Annotated in this window: 12 protein-coding genes; 3 read left to right on the top strand and 9 right to left on the bottom strand. The window is 70.5% G+C overall.

Annotated elements, in window-relative coordinates:
- Positions 1–5 precede the first annotated feature (5 nt).
- Positions 6–1,289: a serine hydrolase domain-containing protein gene (locus ACXJKB_RS15465; protein ID WP_457189856.1), complete on the top strand. Its 1,284-nt coding sequence runs from the start codon at positions 6–8 to the stop codon at positions 1,287–1,289.
- 19 nt (positions 1,290–1,308) lie between these two features.
- Here the strand turns inward: ACXJKB_RS15465 and ACXJKB_RS15470 are convergent, their stop codons facing one another.
- The 3 genes from ACXJKB_RS15470 to ACXJKB_RS15480 all read right to left on the bottom strand — a co-directional run bounded on the left by ACXJKB_RS15470 (position 1,309) and on the right by ACXJKB_RS15480 (position 6,372).
- Positions 1,309–3,390 (bottom strand): MDR family MFS transporter, encoded by a 2,082-nt coding sequence (locus ACXJKB_RS15470; protein WP_457189858.1) that lies wholly within the window; start codon positions 3,388–3,390, stop codon positions 1,309–1,311.
- A 64-nt stretch (positions 3,391–3,454) separates the two neighbouring features.
- The gene (locus ACXJKB_RS15475; protein WP_457189860.1) at positions 3,455–4,852 is read right to left on the bottom strand and encodes a metallopeptidase TldD-related protein; all 1,398 of its coding nucleotides are present in this window, start codon (positions 4,850–4,852) and stop codon (positions 3,455–3,457) included.
- On the bottom strand, positions 4,852–6,372 hold the full coding sequence (locus ACXJKB_RS15480; RefSeq protein ID WP_457189862.1) for a TldD/PmbA family protein: 1,521 nt from the start codon (positions 6,370–6,372) through the stop codon (positions 4,852–4,854). Before ACXJKB_RS15480 ends, ACXJKB_RS15475 begins: the two co-directional genes overlap by 1 nt.
- 170 nt (positions 6,373–6,542) lie before the next feature.
- Between ACXJKB_RS15480 and ACXJKB_RS15485 the strand changes: the two genes are divergently transcribed.
- Complete coding sequence (locus ACXJKB_RS15485; RefSeq protein WP_457189864.1) at positions 6,543–7,067, top strand: GtrA family protein; 525 nt, start codon at positions 6,543–6,545, stop codon at positions 7,065–7,067.
- 28 nt (positions 7,068–7,095) lie between these two features.
- On the opposite strand, the gene ACXJKB_RS15490 is transcribed toward ACXJKB_RS15485, so the two are convergent.
- The 4 genes from ACXJKB_RS15490 to ACXJKB_RS15505 all read right to left on the bottom strand — a co-directional run bounded on the left by ACXJKB_RS15490 (position 7,096) and on the right by ACXJKB_RS15505 (position 10,111).
- Positions 7,096–7,686 (bottom strand): GNAT family N-acetyltransferase, encoded by a 591-nt coding sequence (locus ACXJKB_RS15490; RefSeq protein ID WP_457189866.1) that lies wholly within the window; start codon positions 7,684–7,686, stop codon positions 7,096–7,098.
- Positions 7,687–7,713: 27 nt separating this feature from the next.
- A complete protein-coding gene (locus ACXJKB_RS15495; RefSeq protein WP_457189868.1) occupies positions 7,714–8,544 on the bottom strand; it encodes a class I SAM-dependent methyltransferase in 831 nt (276 codons plus the stop codon).
- Between the two features lie 113 nt (positions 8,545–8,657).
- Positions 8,658–9,257, bottom strand: a complete 600-nt coding sequence (locus ACXJKB_RS15500) for a hypothetical protein (protein ID WP_457189870.1) — start codon at positions 9,255–9,257, stop codon at positions 8,658–8,660.
- A gap of 188 nt (positions 9,258–9,445) precedes the next feature.
- Positions 9,446–10,111: an AIM24 family protein gene (locus ACXJKB_RS15505; RefSeq protein ID WP_457189872.1), complete on the bottom strand. Its 666-nt coding sequence runs from the start codon at positions 10,109–10,111 to the stop codon at positions 9,446–9,448.
- A gap of 141 nt (positions 10,112–10,252) precedes the next feature.
- Between ACXJKB_RS15505 and ACXJKB_RS15510 the strand changes: the two genes are divergently transcribed.
- Positions 10,253–10,654, top strand: a complete 402-nt coding sequence (locus ACXJKB_RS15510; RefSeq protein WP_457189874.1) for a hypothetical protein — start codon at positions 10,253–10,255, stop codon at positions 10,652–10,654.
- 23 nt (positions 10,655–10,677) lie between these two features.
- Here ACXJKB_RS15510 and ACXJKB_RS15515 read toward each other — a convergent pair whose 3' ends face one another.
- Both ACXJKB_RS15515 and ACXJKB_RS15520 read right to left on the bottom strand, forming a co-directional pair.
- Positions 10,678–13,014: an aminotransferase class III-fold pyridoxal phosphate-dependent enzyme gene (locus tag ACXJKB_RS15515; protein WP_457189876.1), complete on the bottom strand. Its 2,337-nt coding sequence runs from the start codon at positions 13,012–13,014 to the stop codon at positions 10,678–10,680.
- Positions 13,015–13,083: 69 nt separating this feature from the next.
- Positions 13,084–13,873, bottom strand: a 790-nt coding sequence (locus ACXJKB_RS15520; RefSeq protein ID WP_457189878.1) for an SbcC/MukB-like Walker B domain-containing protein, incomplete at its 5' end; no start/stop codon positions are given.

Genomic DNA, 13,873 nt, shown 5'->3' on the forward strand with positions numbered 1-13,873 from the left:
CGTGCATGAGTCTGCAGCGTCAGCGACTGCTCGACGTCGCCCAGGCCGAGGGGCGGCTGACGTCCGTCGTCGGTGCGGTCTTCGACCGCTACGGCGCGGTGTGGGCGGGCGGGGCCGGGCAGGCGCCCGGCCTCGACGGCCAGTACCGCATCGGGTCGATCACCAAGACGATGACGGCCGTCCTGGTCGTCCAGGCCCGCGACGAGGGTCTGCTCGACCTCGATGACCCGCTCGCCGCGCACCTGGGCGACGTCGGCTACGGCGACGTGACGGTCCGCGACGCGCTCGCGCACTCGTCGGGGATGCAGAGCGAGCCCCGCGGCCCGTGGTGGGAACGCACGCGGGGAGGTGACTTCACGGCCCTCGCCCTGGCCAACGACGGCAGCGGCCGGGTGGCGCCGGCGGGCGCCTGGTTCCACTACTCCAACCTCGGCTACGGCCTCCTCGGCGAGGTCGTCGCCCGACGGTTCGGGACGCCCTGGCGGGCGCTGGTGTCCGAGCGCCTCCTCCAGCCCCTCGGCATGCGGACGACGTCGTACCTGCCGCGTCCCGGTGCCCAGCCGGGCTGGAGCGTCGACCACTTCACCGGTGTCCGGGTCCACGAGCCGCTCACCGACACAGGGGCGATGGCTCCGGCCGGTCAGCTGTGGTCCACCCTCGCCGACCTCGTCACGTGGGGCCAGGCGCTCGGCGGTGCCCGCCCCGACGTGCTGGCGACCTCCTCGTTGGTGGAGATGCAGCGACCCGTGACCGCCGACTACGGGCTCGGGCTGATGCTGGGCATCCACCCCGGCGGGCGGCTGGTGGGGCACAACGGCTCGATGCCCGGCTTCCTGGCCGCCCTCCACGTGGATCCCGACAGCGGCATCGGGGCGGCGGTGCTCGCCAACGCGACCACGGGCATCGACCCGCGCGACCTCGCCGTGTCGCTCATCGAGGGCGACCCCGATGCCGAGGACTCCCGGCCGGCGCCGTGGCGCCCGACCCTCGCGGTCCCGGTGGAGGCGCAGGACGTGCCGGGGCTGTGGTTCTGGGGCAACACCGCCTACGACGTGCGCTGGCACAACGACGGCGTCGAGATGCGGGCGATGGCGCGTGGCAACGTGGTGACCGACCGCTTCGAGCTCGTGCAGGGGACGCTGGTCGGCGTCATGGGCTACCACCGCGGCGAGCGGCTCGACGTCGTACGCCGTCCGGACGGGTCGATCCGCAACCTCGAGTGCGCGACCTTCATCTACACGCACGTGCCCTACGACCCCGACGTGGGCATTCCCGGGGGCCACCCCTGAGCGTCACGCCGCTCGAACCTCACCAGTTCGGCGTCGCCTCGGGCGGAGTCGTCGCAGTGGGTTCGATGCCGACCGACACGAGCGGCCGCGAGTCCGCCTCCTCCCGCACGACGCGTCGTGCAATGCGAGCAACGACGGCGTCGACAGCCGCGGTGTCGGCCACGTCCACGTCCCGCAGGTTGCCGATCACCCAGCTGCGGAAGGTGTCGATCAGCTGGGTGACGGCCGCCCCACCCGTCGCGGTCATCCGAAGGTCCTGAAGGTCTCCCCGGACCAGGCGTCGGTCCAGCAGGTCCTCGAAGGCCGGCTGGAGGAGGATGGGAGGTACCGCGCGCGCCATCGAGATGTCCCGCACCGATGCCGTACGACCGCCCGCGGTGAGGCCGTCGACCTGCAGGAGCGCCCACACCCGGCCCTCGTCCATCCCCAGGTCCGCCTGCTCGAGCATCTCCAGGACTCCCTCGCGGCCACGCGCATAGAGGAGGTTCGCGACCCGCTGGGAGATCCGGTCCTCGGCGTTGCGGGCCTCGGGGAGACCGAAGCCCTCGCCGAGGTCCCGGGCACTCGGCTGGAGATCGTCGCTGAGCTTGACCTGGGGGAGGAACAGGGCGAGGACGAAGGCGATCAGGGCCACCGGCACCGCCCACAGGAACACGTGGCCGATGGCGGACGCGTAGGTGTCCAGGATCGGCGCGATGAGCGCGTCGTCCAGCTCGTGGAGGGAGGAGGGGGTCGCGAGGTCAGCGGGAGTCACCCCGGGAGCCTGGGCAAGGGCACCAGGCAGCTCACGGTCCAGGAAGTTGGAGTAGAGGGTGCCGAAGATCGCGGCGCCGAACGAGCTGCCCAGGGTGCGCAGGAAGGTGACGCCGGACGTGGCGACGCCGAGCTGGGCGTAGGGCACCGAGTTCTGCACGATGATCGTCAGCACCTGCATCGACATGCCGATGCCCAACCCCAGGATGAACATGTAGAGCGACGACAGGCCGGTCGATGTGGATGTGTCCATCCGCGACAGGAGGTAGAGACCGAGCGCCATCACCAGGGAGCCGACGACCGGGAACATCTTGTATCGGCCGGTGCGGCTCACCGCTATTCCGGAGCTGATCGAGGTCAGCAGCAACCCGGCGACCATCGGCAGCATGCGCAGACCCGACTCAGTCGCTGAGACGCCCTCGACGTACTGCAGGAACGTGGGAAGGAACGTCATCGCGCCGAGCATGGTGAAGCCGACGACGAAGGCGAGCGCCGAGCACACGGAGAACACCTTGCTGCGGAACAGACCCATCGGAAGGATCGGATCGGTGCCGCGGATCTCGACCAGGACGAACGCGGTCAGGGCGACGGCGCCGCCGATGAACAGGCCGATGATCGTGGCCGAGTCCCAGGCGTAGGTCGTGCCGCCCCAGCTCGTGGCCAGGATCCAGGCACCGGCACCCAGTCCGACCGTGACGATGCCCGGCCAGTCGATCTTCACCTGGCTCTGGCGCTCGACGGCGGGGATGGTCCGGTGGGCGGCGATGATGACGATCAGGGCGAACGGGACGTTGATGTAGAAGGCCCAGCGCCAGGAGAGCTGGTCGGTGAAGAACCCTCCGAGCAAAGGCCCGAGCACGGTGGTGACGCCGAAGACCGCGCCGAGTGCTCCCTGGTAACGACCACGCTCGCGCAGCGGGATGACATCGGCGATCAGCGCCGTGGCGGTGACCGTCAAGCCACCCGCACCGATCCCTTGGATGGCCCGGGACCCGATCAGCCACTCCATGCTGCCGGACAGGCCGCACAGTGCGGATCCGGTGATGAAGATGATGACGCTGGCCTGGAGGACGAGCTTGCGTCCGAAGAGATCGCCGAGCTTGCCGGCGACGGCAGAGGTGATCGTCTGCGCCAGCAGGTAGGACGTCACCACCCACGAGACATGGTTGCCCCCGCCGAGGTCGCCGACGATGGTCGGCAGCGCCGTCGAGACGATCGTGCTGTCGAGGGCCGCGAGCAGCATCCCCAGGGCAACGGTCGCGAACGCGATGGTGCGGCTTCGGCCGTAGAGAACGTTCGACCGCTGCGCGCCACCCTGATCAGGCTCTGCCTGCGCCAGTGCCGTCATCAGGCCCCCGAGTGAGCTCGTCCGGTGTGACCCGCACATCCTGCTGCCTGAAGGGCGGCGGAGGCTAGACCCCCTGGCTCACGCTCGACATGTTGAAGTCGGGGATCCGCAGGGCGGGCGTGGCCGTGCGGGAGAAGTAGTCGTCGCCCCACTCGCGGCTGAAGCTCGGCACCGTCGCGGTGGCGGCGCTGAACCGGTTGAGCAGGTCGATCGGGCTCTCGTTCCAGCGGAAGTTGTTGGCCGCGCCGACGATCTCGCCGTCCTCGACGACGTAGACGCCGTCGCGGGTCAGTCCGGTGAGCAGCATCGTCTGCGGGTCGACCTCGCGGATGTACCACAGGCAGGTCAGCAACAGACCGCGCTGCGYGCCGGCGATCATGTCCTCGATCGTGCCGGCACCGTCGCCCACCTCGAGGACGAGGTTGTCGATCATCGGGGTCACCGGCTGGCCGGTCATCCCGGCGGAGTGGCGGGTCTGGAGCAGGCCGGTCAGCAGGCCGTCCCGAATCCAGTCGGTGCGCTCGAGGGCCAGGCCGTTGTCGAAGACGGAGTCCGTGTTGTCGGACGCGCCGGCGATGGCGAACGGGGCGCACTCGAGTCCCGGGTGGGCCGGGTCGGAGAAGAGGCTGACGCCGGGGGCGGCGACCTTGTCACCGATCCGGGTGCCGCCACCGCGGCGGCTGTAGACCGACTCGCCCTCGTGGGCGACGCGGGCGCCGGCGCCCCAGTAGGCGTCGATCATCAGGTCGGCGACCGACGACGGCGGCAGGATGGTGTCGTAGCGCCCGGCGGGCAGGTCGATGCGGCGCTCGGCCCAGGCGAGGCGCTGGGCGACCGTAGCGGCCATCGCCGCGGCGTCGACGTCGCGGAAGTCGCGGGTCGCGCCACCGGTCCAGGCGCTCCGGGTGAGTGAGGTGTCCTTGCCGGTGCAGGCGTAGTGCCCGGTCGGCTGCACGTGCCGCAGGCGGAGGCCGCGGCTCGACCCGAGGTAGGTGGTGGCGACGTCGTGGTTGACGAAGCCGTAGAGCAGGCGGTCCTCGCCGGCGGCCTGGGCGAACGCCTCGCCGAGGGCCGGTGCGAACGCGTCGTAGACGCCGATGTCGGTGGTCTCCGGCTCGGTGTCCCAGTCCGGCGAGGTGGAATCGGCGACGAGCTCGGCCGCGTCCTCCGCGGGGGATCCGGCGCGAGCGGCCGCGTCGGCGGCCTGGACGAGGGCGGTGACCTGCTCGGGCGTGGAGGCGCTGCCGGACACCGAGCCCGTGGCGACGCCGCCCTGCACGGCGGCGAAGCTGATCACGGTCACCGACACCTCGGTCATCACGCCGTTGGTCGTCAGCGTGTTGTTGGCCCAGCGCAGGTTGGCGCTGGTGACGTCGCGGACGATGGTGATGCAGTCGTCGGCGGTCGAGGACGCGAGCGCGTGCTCGACCAGCTGCTGGGGGGTGCTGCGCTGTGAGGTCATCAGTGGCCCGCCTCGTCGATGGTGTTGAGGATGTTGACCCCGCGGAAGAGGGCGGTGGGGCACCCGTGGCTGACGGCGGCGATCTGCCCGGGCTGGGCCTTGCCGCAGTTGAAGGCGCCGCCGAGGACCCAGGTGTCGGGTCCGCCGACGGCCTCCATGGAGCCCCAGAAGTCGGTCGTGGTGGCCTGGTAGGCCACGTCGCGCAGCATCCCGGCGAGCTTGCCGTCCTCGATCGAGTAGAACCGCTGGCCGGTGAACTGGAAGTTGAAGCGCTGCATGTCGATCGACCACGACTTGTCGCCGACGACGTAGATGCCCCGCTCCACGCGGGAGATCAGGTCGTCGGTGCCGAGGTCGTCGGCGCCGGGCATCAGCGACACGTTGGCCATCCGCTGGATCGGGACGTGGCCGGAGGAGTCGGCGTACGCACAACCGTTGGACCGGCCGTCGTTCAGCTCCGGCTTGAGGTGGCCCATCGAGCGGTCGAGCTGGTAGCCCACCAGCACGCCGTCGCGGACGATGTCCCACTCCTGGGTCCGGACGCCCTCGTCGTCGTAGCCGACCGTCGCCAGACCGTGCTCCTGCGTGCGGTCGCCCCGGACGTTCATCACGGGGGAGCCGTACTGGAGGTTGCCGAGCTTGTCGTAGGTCGCGAAGGACGTGCCGGCGTAGTTGGCCTCGTAGCCCAGCGCGCGGTCGAGCTCCGTGGCGTGACCGATCGACTCGTGGATGGTGAGCCACAGGTTGGACGGGTGCACCACGAGGTCGTAGGTGCCGGCCTCGACGCTTGGCGCCTTCAGCTTCTCGGCGAGCAGCTCGGGCACTTCCGCGAGCTCGGCGTCCCAGTCCCAGTGCGCCCCGGTCAGGTACTCCCACCCACGACCCACCGGCGGTGCGACGGAGGCCATCGAGTCGAAGATCCCGGTCTCCGCGTCCTCGCCCGTGGCCTCGAAGCCGGGCTGCAGCCGCACCCGCTGCTGGGTGGTCCGGGTGCCGCTGAGGTCGGCGTAGTACTTGTTCTCCTGCACCTGCTGCAGGAAGGCGGTGGCGTGGGCGACGGCGGTGCCGGTACGCAGGCGCTCGGTCCAATCGACCAGCAGCGCGCCCTTCTCCGGAGTGGGTATGTCGAGCGGGTTGATGTCGTAGCCGGAGACCCAGGTGACGTCGTCGTGCACCGGCTCGGGCGCCAGCTCGACGGGCGTCGTGGTCATCGTCGCGGCCACCCGTGCGACCGCCACCGCCGTCTCGGTGACGCGACGGGCCTCGTCGTCGGTCAGGACGACGCCGGAGGCGAAGCCCCAGGCGCCCTGGTGGACGACGCGGACGGCGAAACCGAGGTCCTCGGCGTCGCTCGCGGTCTGGAGCACGCCGTCGCGGGCACCGAGGTACTGGTAGCGGTTGCGCTCGAACCGGAAGTCCGCATGGCTGGCGCCCAGCTCCTGGGCGCGGGCGAGGGCCACCTCGCCGAGCCGGCGGTGCGGCAGGTCGCTGAAGGTCGGGTCGAGCCCGGGCGCACTCATGGCGTCGAACCTATCGGAGGGTGTGCGCGGTGCCCCGTCACCTCCGCTCGACGCGTCGCCGGCACCGGGCTGGAACGTCATGGGTCCTGGTCGTCCCAGCAGCCGCCCACCATGACGTTGCCGGCTTCGCCTGCGCCTCGACCAGAACGTCCGGATGCCCGGATCTGCCGATGAGTGCTCGCTCGGGCAGGATGTCCGCCATGCCGTGCCCAGAGGTCGTGACCGGCGCGATGGCACGTCGGCGGTCGGTCTTCGTGCAGCTTGTCGTCTTTGCCAGTGTGGGCGCTGCATTCAACGTGCTCTACGGACTGCTCTACCTCGCCTTCCGCGAACAGCTCAGCGCCCAGCCGGCGAACGCTCTCGCGCTCATCCTGTCGACGATCGCTGGAACGTTCGGGCACCGCTACATCACCTTTGGCGTCCGTGGCACGGACCGAACCGTGCAGCACCAGGCGCTCGGGCTCGCCCTTCTGGGCTTCAGCCTGGCCGTGACGGCAGGCTCCCTGTGGCTGCTCGACGCCGTTGTCGCCCAACCGTCTCGCCAGCAGGAGCTGGTAGTCCTCATCGCGACGAACCTGGGCACGGGGTTGGTGCGTTTCTTCCTGTTCCGATTGGCGATGGTCGGCCAGCGGGGCGCGGCTCATGCAGACGACACGACCGGGTTGGAGCCTTCGTCCACCCGACCTCGGCCCTAACCGGCGCATGGACAGGGACGGGAAACGCTCAGTTCCTGTTCGATGTGGAAGGCGACCACCTGGCACGCGGGAGCTCGTAGGCCACCTCGCCGTGCTGCCAGTCAGGAACCTGTTGCCTGTCCGGAGACACCGCCCACGCGGCGTACTGCGTCATCCCCAGCTTCTCCAGCACGCGACGCGACCCGGTGTTCGCCGCCATCGTGGAGGCGACAACTCGGTCTATGTCCGGGCACGAGAACGCCTGGCGGATCATCGCCTGCGCGCCCTCCGTGGCAAGTCCGCGGCCCCAGCTCGCGGGGCGCAGTCGATAGCCGATGCCGGAGATGTCGGACTGTCCTTCGAATGACGACGCCGACCACCAGCCAACGAAGGTGCCAGCCTCGAAACCGGCCCAGTATCCGAGTCCGCGCCCTGCATCGCTCTGGTGGGCAAGGCGCTGCCGCCACTCAGCGGCGGACTCGTCAGGGCTTGCGGGGCGCCCTCGAACGTAGGACATGACTGCTGGGTCGGAGTTCAGGTCGACCATCAGATCCAGGTCCCCGACTCCGACTGGTCGGAGCACGAGACGACCTGTGGACAGGGAGGAAAGCTCACACAGCTCCGATGCGTGGTCGACCACGCGGCGACCATAGCGCTCGGAGAGTTCTCAACGACGCTCGATCAGACCGTCCCCACGGGCCGATGATGATGCACGGGTCCCGTCCGCCGGCTGGTCGAGGACCGCCACCCACAGCTCCTCGGCCGGCCACGCCGTCGCCCACTCGGGCGACACGATCTCGTAGAAGGGGTGGTCGTGTCCGTCGGCCGGCGCGTAGAGCTCGTGCATCGCCTCCACGACGAAGCCGGAACGGCGCAGCTGCCTGATCCACTCACCGTGCGATGGATGGAACTCGAATCCGCCGCCCGGCCACTGAACCCGGTGGACCTCGCGCTGCCCGCGTAGCAGCCGGTCCTGCGCCACGCCGCCCTCGGCAGGAACGCACAGCGTCGACAGGTTGCTGTTGGTCAGGAAGGCCAGCCGACCGCCGGGGCGCAACAGCCTCGCCGCCTCGGGCAGCCAGCGCCCCGGGTCGCACCAGGCCGCCGCGCCGTGTTCGCTCACGATGAGGTCGAACTGCCCGCTGACCAGCGGGATCCGCTCCGCGTCACCCTGGACCACGGGGAAGTCGGGGCCGAGCTGGGCCTGGAGCCGGCGTGCCGTTCCAAGCTGATCACTGGAGAAGTCCAGCGCGACCGGCCGGGCACCTGCGCGTGCGAGCCAGGCGGCGACGTAGCCGGTGCCGCAGGCAAGGTCGAGGACGTCCAGACCGCGAACGTCGCCCAGGACGCCCAGCTGCTCCTCCGGTACGGCGAACAGGCCCCACGCCATCTCCGCCCGGCGCCACATGCTCTCGGCGGCGGCGTCGGTGTATCGCTCGTTCACGATCGCCCAGAGCCTCCGGTTCGCGGCGATCTCTGCAGCTCTGTCGTCCGTCACCGATTCAGTCTCTCAACATCCACGCAGCCAGCAGGTGCTGCTCGGCCAGTGGCCGTACGCAGAAGCGGCGGAAGTCCGCGTCGGCCGCGCTGCGGGCACGACCCGACGCATGGTCAGCGCGGGGCAGGCGTCTCGTTCGGTCCACCGTGCTCGACCTCCACATCGTGGCCCAGCTCGACGACGGGTTCGGTCGTCGTGCGGCTCAGTCGCGGATCGGCCACGAGGGCGGCCAGGTCAGCCAGCGGCACGCCGAGGTCGAGGTCGCGCGGATCGTCGGTGACGGAGGCTCCACTCACTTTCACCAAGACGTCCTCCTCCTGACGGCGGTCGATGACGTAGACGACCCCGGGGTCCTCCTCAGGCTCGAGCTGCTGCCACGCGATCGTCACCTCGTGACCGTCAACGGAGTCGGTTACGCACTCATCGAAGAACGCGGCTGTGGCACATACCAGCGGACTCGTGCTGGTGGGCGCCACGCCGACGGTGAGCGACACGTCGGCATACTCGAGCCACACGCCCGTGGACTGGTCCCCGAGCTCGCGAGCCAGGACCTCCGACTCCGCGATGCGCCTCGGCTCCACGTCGACGTGCTCTTGCACGATGGCAGCAATCGCCGCGGGCGTGATCGGTTCATCACCGGGGACCTCGTTGTCGCCTGCGCCGCAACCGACGAGCAGCACACAGACCATCACCACTACCGTCCCCCGTGTCATCCGGCGAGGGTACGGCGGTCGTCGCCAACGCCACCGGCCCGCAGCCAGAAGTCAGCTTGGTCGACCTGACCTGGCGTACCCACCTCGACCAACTGGAGTTCGTCGTCGAGAGCCCCACACTTCGCCGTTGCGCTCAGCGCGGGAATCAGTGCTGCACTCGGACGAGCGGTCACCGTCGTAGCCCACCATCAGTGGCTGTGAGGAGCCACCGCCCGACCCTCGCTGGCCTGGACGACGACGAACCCCTGTCCGCTGAACTCGAGCTGGAAGGCCTCTCCCGAGCCACGGCCGATGAGTGCACCGGCGCCGGCGGTGCGTCGTACGGCCGTGCTCAGCGACGAAGACCACGCGATCGCTGCCTGGATGTCGGCGTACGTCGGCGCGTCGACGTCGAGGACGACAGGACTGCCGTGCGAGGTGATGGCGACGGTGCCGGTGCCGGTGAACGTGGTGTTGAAGACGCCGCCGGCCATCATCGATGCCCCCTCGACCCGCTTGATGTCCCACGCGAGGGTGGAGTCGAAGGCAAGGACATTGCTGCCGTTGACCGTCAATGCGTCGTTCTCGAGGTTGACGAGGTGGATCTCCATCGCGTCGTCGGCGAAGAACACGTCACCGCGTCCCGAGACCTTCATCAAGGGCATGCCCTCGCCGGTGAAGGTCTTCTTGAGGAACTTCCCCATGCCGCCCGCGCCTTGGTAGGCGAAGTCGACCTGGCCCTGGTACGCGACCATCGCGCCTTGTCGCCCCATCACCTCGCCATCGAGGGCTACGCGGAGCATGCGTGGGTTCTGCAAGGCGAACCGGCCGGTGCCGGACGACTCGAGGTTCGTGCCGAACAGTTCGCTGCGCATGGGTCTCCTCTGAGCGGTGGTGGACGTCAGTGCGTAGGGCAGGCACCCGCTCCAACGTAGCGGTGGGGCCACGGGTTCCGGACGGAGACGAGCTGACCGTTCGATCTGCCGATGGCAGCGCCCATCCGTCATCCTTGACCCGTGGACCCCGCGAACGACTACGAACGTCTCGTCCGGGACCTCGACGGGTGGACCTCGGCCTCACAACCGGCGCCAGGGCGCATCCGGGTGGAGGTCCCGCAACCCGGGCGCGGACACCGGACGGTCGTGATCGTGATGACCACGGCTCAATGGGAGGACATGTCCAGCGTCGACTACGGCAGCTTCGAGGCCGCACTCGACGGGGTGAAGCGGACCCTGCTCGCGCTGAAGCCGCACGAGCGTTTTGCTGTCTACGCCCAGTACCGCCTGGAACCGTCCACTGCAGCGACGCTGCCTGAGCCCGTCCTGCCCGAACCCGGGAGCGACGAGTGGGTGATCCACGACCGTCACGGCGTGGAGCGGAGATTCGGCGACTACCCGGAAGGCTCTTCCCGACACTGAGGTGCCTCCGCGGACCCGCTGGTTCAGGTGTCCCGGCCGGTCAGCACGTCGCGAAGCGCCGACACCAGGTGGTCGGCGTGACGCTCGGCGAGAACCAGCGGGGGGCGGACCTTGAGGACGTCGCCGCGAGGGCCGGTGTTGCTCATGAGGACGCGCCGAGCCTTCATGGCTTCGACGATGTCGATGACGGGGCGGGTGGGTCCGTCGCGCACGACCTCGATGCCGGCGATGAGCCCAGATCCACGGGTGCGGACGTCGACGCCGATGTGGTCGGCCATGTCGGCGATCCCGGACCGGAGGTGGTCGCCGACGGTGGCGCTGCGGGCGATCAGGTTCTCGTCCTCGATGATGTCGAGGACGGTGAGTGCGGCGGCGGCGGAGACGGGGTTGCCGCCGAAGGTGGAGAAGTACTCGTCAAAGGCGAGGAACGTGTCGACGATGTCGCGGCGGGTGATGAGTGCGGCGATGGGGTGTCCGTTGCCCATCGGTTTGCCGAGGGAGACGAAGTCGGGGGTGAAACCCATCCCGGCGAAGCTCCACAGGTGCCGGCCGGAGCGGCCGAACCCGGCCTGGACCTCGTCGGCGAGGAAGAGTCCGCCGGCGGCGTGGACGGCGTCCGCGAGGCCGGCGACGAAGCCGGCGGAGGGGTCGAGGATGCCGCCGCTGGTGAACAGCGGGTCGGCGAGCGCGAGCGCGAGCTCGTGCCCCTGCTCCGCCAGGTCGCCCACGCCGGCTCGCACCCGGTCAGTGGCGTCCTCGCGTCCCGGGCGCCGGAGCATTCCATCGCTGGCAGGGATGGGCGCCGGAGCGGGGTAGGTGGCGATGCCGTCGGGCCGGTAGCCGTTGCGCCACGTGTTGGAGGACTGGCGGGCGGTGACGGTGGAGACGCCGTGGTAGCTGGAGTCGCTGACGAGAGCCCCGGTGCGGCCGGTGTAGTGGGCTGCCAGGCGCCAGGCGAGGTCGTTGGCCTCGCTGCCGGAGCTCATGAAGACGACGGTGTCGAGCCCGGGCGGCATGGTGGCGACGAGGCGTTCGGCCAGCTCGACGGTGTTCGCGTGCAGGTAGCGGGAGTTGACGTTGAGTCGCTCCTGCTGGGTGGCGATGGCGCGGGCGACGGCCGGGTGGGCGTGGCCGAGCACGGGCACGTTGTTGTAGCTGTCGAGGTACGCGGTGCCGTCGGCGTCGTAGAGCCACACGCCCTCGCCACGGACGATGTGGAGTGGCCGGTCGTAGAACAGCGGGGACAGGGTGCCGCCCATCGAGCGTTGCCGCCGCTCGTGCAGGTCGTGCGCCGGCTCGGTGGTGGAGCGGCCGCGGGCCAGGCCAGTGGCCCGGGCGATGGCGACGTCGTAGCGGTCCCGTTCGGACCACAGGCGGGTGAGGGCGCGGACGCTGCCGTCGGCCATCGCCGCGGCGGTGGCCGCGTGATCGGCATCGCCGCTGACGAGGGTGGCGGTGATGAGCAGGGAGGCAGCCAGCCGCGCGAGCACCAGGTCGCCCAGGACTTCGACCTCTCCCTCCTCGAGGGGCTGGACGCGCTGGTAGCCGCGGAGGAACTCGATGGTCGCGGCGTAGGGGTCCTCGCGGACGCGGAGGAGGGAGGTGAGGGCGATGGCGAGGTCGGCGACACGGGCGGTGTGGTGCAGGTCGCCGAAGTCGATGACGCCTTCGACGGTGCGCCCGTCGACGGTCATGACGTTGCTGAGGGTGATGTCGCCGTGGAAGGTGCCGGCAGGCAGCCCCGCGGCGCGCGCGGGCAGGTCGCCGAGCCCGTCGAGCACCGCTGCGACCAGGGCCCGGAGGTCGGGGGCCAGTCGGTCGAGCCGGCCGGCGAGCGTGTGGACGCGCCGGGGGTCCCACTCGAGGTCGCGGATGGCGGCCGGGTGCGCGAAGCCGTACATCGCCCGGGCGGCCCGCGCGCACGCGCGGCCGAATTCCTCGTCGAACCCGTCGAGCAGCTCGACCTCGTCGGACGCGCTGCCGGCCACCACGGTGATGAGCCGCGCCTGGTGGGTGCGGCCGTCAGTCCCGACGACCTCGGTCACGGGCTGACCGTCGACGGTGGGGTGCAGCGCCGGCACCCGGAGGTCCTCGGTCTGGCGGGCGAACCACGCCATGGCCTGGTTCTCCATGTCGAGCGTCGCGTCGGTCTCCACGACGCCAGACACCTTCAGGACCCACCGCTGGTCGTCGGCGGTGACTGAGAAGTTGCGGTCGCGCTCGCTGCGCAGCGACGTCACGTGACCGGCGACGCCGTAGACGTCAGCGAGCGCCCGCTCCGCCTCCGGGACCCCGAACGCGGGGACCTCGGCGTCCAGCACGCCGGTCGAAGGAGTGGGCGAGTCCTCAGGCGTGGTCATGTCGGTGTCCCGTCGGTCCGGTGGGTCAGTCAGCTCAGTGAGGCCGTCGAGTGCTGCGGCGGCACACCCCTACGCGAGGACGAGGCTAGTGCGGCTGCCGTGGCGGCCGCGGTGGACCCGGAGCTGGGTGGGGATGCGCGTCTGCAGCTCGGGCACGTGGCTGACCACGCCGACCACCCGCCCTCCGTCACGGAGCGTGTCGAGGGTGTCCATCACGTCCTCGAGGGTCTCGGCGTCGAGCGAACCGAACCCCTCGTCGACGAAGAGGGTGTCGAGGTCGGCGCCGCCCGCCTCCTGGGTGATCACGTCGGCGAGGCCGAGGGCCAGCGCGAGGGACACGACGAAGGTCTCGCCGCCCGAGAGCGTGGCCGGGTCGCGGCTGTCGCCGGTCCAGTCGTCGCGGACGAGCAGGCTGAGGCCACCGCGGGTCTCCCCGGCGCCGCGCTGCCCGGTGTGGACCAGGGAGTAGCGCCGGTCGCTCATCGTGGACAGCCGCAGGTTGGCGGCATCGACGACCTGGCCGAGACGGTGGGCCAGGACGTAGGCCGACAGGCGCATCTGGTGTCGGTTGTCGGGGTGCTTGCCCTCGACGAGGGCGGCGAGGTCGGCGACCAGGTCGAGGTCGGCCCGCACCGGGGCCCACGCGGAGAGGGCGGTCCGGACGTCGCCGGTCAGGGCGCGGAGCCGGCCCACGCGCTCGCGCAGGACCAGGTCGCGGTGGCGCGTCGTCGCAGCCTCCTCCTGGGCGCGGCGGTGGGCCTCGGCGAGCAGGTCGAGGTCGGGCGGCCGCGCTGCAGCGGCCACGACGAGATCGGCGTCGGCCAGCAGCTCATCGGTGCGGGCGAGCTCGCGCTCGTGC

Source organism: Nocardioides sp. P5_E3 (assembly GCF_054049275.1).